The organism is Stenotrophomonas sp. TWI602, assembly GCF_039674045.1.
Classification (GTDB): domain Bacteria; phylum Pseudomonadota; class Gammaproteobacteria; order Xanthomonadales; family Xanthomonadaceae; genus Stenotrophomonas.
The window spans coordinates 1-3,651 of the sequence record NZ_JBDJMT010000046.1 but is presented as its reverse complement, the minus strand read 5'-3'; the positions used below and the strand labels follow the sequence as shown (position 1 = coordinate 3,651).

Genomic DNA, 3,651 nt, shown 5'->3' with positions numbered 1-3,651 from the left:
TCTGGGCTCCCGCCACACCCCCCGCGGGGGGCGCCGGGCGGGGGGGGGGGGGGCCCGCTACTCCCCCCCGGGCCGCCCCCCGGGGCCCGCCCGGGCGGGCCGCCCGGACGCTGAACGCGTTGGATCGCCATCGAACACTGTGTTTGATGGACGGCTTGAAAGTGTCCGCAGCGTCCCACACATCCCATTCATAACCCGGCAGCTGCCGGATGTACCCAGAACTTTCAGGAGTCTCCCTCATGGGCAAGATCATTGGTATCGACCTCGGCACCACCAACTCGTGTGTGGCGATCATGGACGGCGGCAAGGCCCGCGTCATCGAAAATTCGGAAGGCGATCGCACCACGCCCTCCATCGTCGCCTACACCAAGGACGGCGAAGTCCTGGTCGGCGCCTCGGCCAAGCGCCAGGCGGTGACCAACCCGAAGAACACCTTCTACGCTGTCAAGCGCCTGATCGGCCGCAAGTTCACCGACGCTGAAGTCCAGAAGGACATCGCGCACGTGCCCTACGGCATCCTGGCCCATGACAACGGCGACGCCTGGGTCCAGACCAGCGACGGCAAGAAGATGGCCCCGCAGGAAATCTCCGCCCGCGTGCTGGAGAAGATGAAGAAGACCGCCGAAGCATTCCTGGGTGAGACCGTCACCGAGGCCGTGATCACCGTGCCGGCTTACTTCAATGACAGCCAGCGCCAGGCCACCAAGGACGCCGGCCGCATCGCCGGTCTGGAAGTCAAGCGCATCATCAACGAGCCGACCGCTGCTGCCCTGGCCTATGGCCTGGACAAGGGTGACGGCCGTGACCGCAAGATCGTTGTGTACGATCTGGGCGGCGGCACCTTCGACGTGTCGATCATCGAGATCGCCAACGTCGACGGTGAGAAGCAGTTCGAAGTGCTGGCCACCAACGGTGACACCTTCCTGGGCGGCGAAGATTTCGACAACCGCGTCATCGAGTACCTCGTCGACGAGTTCAACAAGGACCAGGGCATCGACCTGCGCAAGGATCCGCTTGCCCTGCAGCGCCTGAAGGACGCCGCCGAGCGTGCCAAGATCGAGCTGTCCACCAGCCAGCAGACCGAAGTGAACCTGCCGTACGTCACCGCTGACGCGTCGGGCCCGAAGCACCTGAACATCAAGCTGACCCGCGCCAAGCTGGAAGCGCTGGTGGAAGACCTGATCAAGAAGTCGATCGAGCCGTGCCGCATCGCGCTGAATGATGCCGGCCTGCGTTCGAGCGACATCGGTGAAGTGATCCTGGTCGGCGGTCAGACCCGCATGCCGAAGGTGCAGCAGGCCGTGACCGAGTTCTTCGGCAAGGAACCGCGCAAGGACGTCAACCCGGACGAAGCCGTGGCACTGGGTGCTGCGATCCAGGGCGGCGTGCTGGGCGGCGACGTCAAGGACGTGCTGCTGCTGGACGTGACCCCGCTGTCGCTGGGCATCGAGACCCTGGGTGGCGTGTTCACCAAGATCATCGAGAAGAACACCACCATCCCGACCAAGGCCTCGCAGGTGTTCTCCACCGCCGAGGACAACCAGTCGGCCGTGACCGTGCACGTGCTGCAGGGTGAGCGCGAGCAGGCCCGCTTCAACAAGTCGCTGGCCAAGTTCGACCTGTCCGGCATCGAGCCGTCGCCGCGCGGTCTGCCGCAGGTGGAAGTGTCCTTCGACATCGACGCCAACGGCATCCTGCACGTGTCGGCCAAGGACAAGAAGACCAACAAGGAACAGAAGGTCGAGATCAAGGCCGGTTCGGGTCTGTCCGAGGACGAGATCGCGCGCATGGTCGCCGACGCGGAAGCCAACCGCGAAGAAGACAAGAAGTTCCATGAGCTGGTCCAGGCCCGCAACCAGGCTGACGCGCTGATCCACGGTACCCGTACCGCGATCACCGAGCACGGCAGCAAGGTCGGTGGCGATGTGATCGGCAAGGTGGAGTCGGCCCTGGCCGATCTGGAAACCGCGATGAAGAGCGACGACAAGGCACAGATCGAAGCCAAGTCGAAGGTGCTGGAAGAAGCCGGCCAGGCCCTGTTCGCGGCCTCCGCGGCGGCCGAGCAGGGCGGCGCGGCACCGGGCCCGGATGCCGGTGGCAACAGCGGCGCGCACGACGATGTGGTCGACGCCGAGTTCACCGAAGTCAAGGACGACAAGAAGTCCTGATCCGGACACGACACGGGACGTTGCGCAGGCAGCGTCCCGTTGTCCTATCCCCCTTCTGGTCCTGACAGCCGTCTCCCGGCCTGTCGGGGCGCCCGGCGAAAGAGCGGACAGGGTGCCGCTCTTCCGCTTTGACGAATCCCGACTTCCGGAACCCGATTCAAGTTATGAGCAAGCGCGATTACTACGAAGTGCTGAGCGTGTCCCGCACCGCCAGCGATGAAGAACTGAAGAAGGCCTATCGCCGTTGCGCGATGAAGTTCCATCCGGACCGCAATCCGGGTGACAACGAGGCAGAGGCCGCCTTCAAGGAATGCAAGGAAGCCTACGAAACCCTGTCCGACGGCAACAAGCGCCGGATGTACGATGCCCACGGCCATGCGGCATTCGAGCACGGCATGGGCGGCGGTGGCGGTGGTCCGGGTGGCCCGGACATGGGCGATATCTTCGGTGACATCTTCGGCAACATCTTCGGCGGTGGCGCCGGTGGTGGTGGTCCGCGCCAGGCCCGTCGTGGCGCCGATATCGGCTACGTGATGGAACTGGACCTGGAAGAAGCGGTGATGGGCGTGGAGCGCCGCATCGAGATTCCGAGTCTGGTCGAGTGTGATGACTGCAACGCCAGCGGTTCGGAAGACGGCAAGGTCGAGACCTGTTCGGTCTGCCGTGGCCAGGGCCAGGTGCGCATCCAGCGCGGCATCTTCGCGATGCAGCAGGCCTGCCACCACTGCAACGGCCGTGGCCAGATCATCCAGAACCCCTGCAAGACCTGTCACGGCAATGGCCGTGTCGAGGAAGACAAAGTGTTGTCGGTCAAGGTGCCCGCGGGCGTCGACACCGGCGACCGCATCCGTCTGTCCGGTGAAGGCGAGGCCGGTCCGGCCGGCACCCCGGCGGGCGATCTGTATGTGGAAGTGCGGGTGCGCGAGCACGCGATCTTCCAGCGCGACGGCGACGACCTGCACTGCGAAGTGCCGATCCGCATCTCGCAGGCAGCCTTGGGCGATACCGTCCGTGTAGCGACCCTCGGCGGCTATGCCGAGATCCGCATTCCGGCCGAGACCCAGACCGGCAAGCTGTTCCGCATGCGTGGCAAGGGCGTGCGTTCGGTACGCAGCCGCAGCGAAGGCGACCTGTACTGCCGCGTGGTAGTGGAGACCCCGGTCAACCTCACCCCGGAGCAGCGCAAGCTGCTGGAACAGTTCGAAACCACCTTCACCGGTGAGGAAGCGCGCAAGCATTCGCCGAAGTCGGCGACCTTCATCGATGGCGTGAAGGGCTTCTGGGACCGGATGACGTCGTAAGCGTCACGGGTTTCAGTGAATTACCGAAGGCCCCCTGGAAACAGGGGGCCTTTTTTGTGCGCGCAGACCGGGGGTAGCAACTGTCTTATCAGGTGCAGACCAACGCGGCCTCGGCGTCCCGCTTGCGGGCGTTGAGGATGACCAGCATCTTGCGCATGACCGCTACCAGCGCCACCTTGCTC

2 protein-coding genes are annotated in these 3,651 nt (G+C 64.8%); both read left to right on the top strand.

Translation table 11 applies throughout. From position 1 onward, the window contains the following. Positions 1-239 precede the first annotated feature (239 nt). A complete protein-coding gene (dnaK, locus tag ABE483_RS18875) occupies positions 240-2,168 on the top strand; it encodes a molecular chaperone DnaK (RefSeq protein ID WP_259260393.1) in 1,929 nt (642 codons plus the stop codon). A 164-nt stretch (positions 2,169-2,332) separates the two neighbouring features. Next, on the top strand, positions 2,333-3,469 hold the full coding sequence (gene dnaJ, locus ABE483_RS18870; protein WP_121042065.1) for a molecular chaperone DnaJ: 1,137 nt from the start codon (positions 2,333-2,335) through the stop codon (positions 3,467-3,469). Positions 3,470-3,651 lie beyond the last annotated feature (182 nt).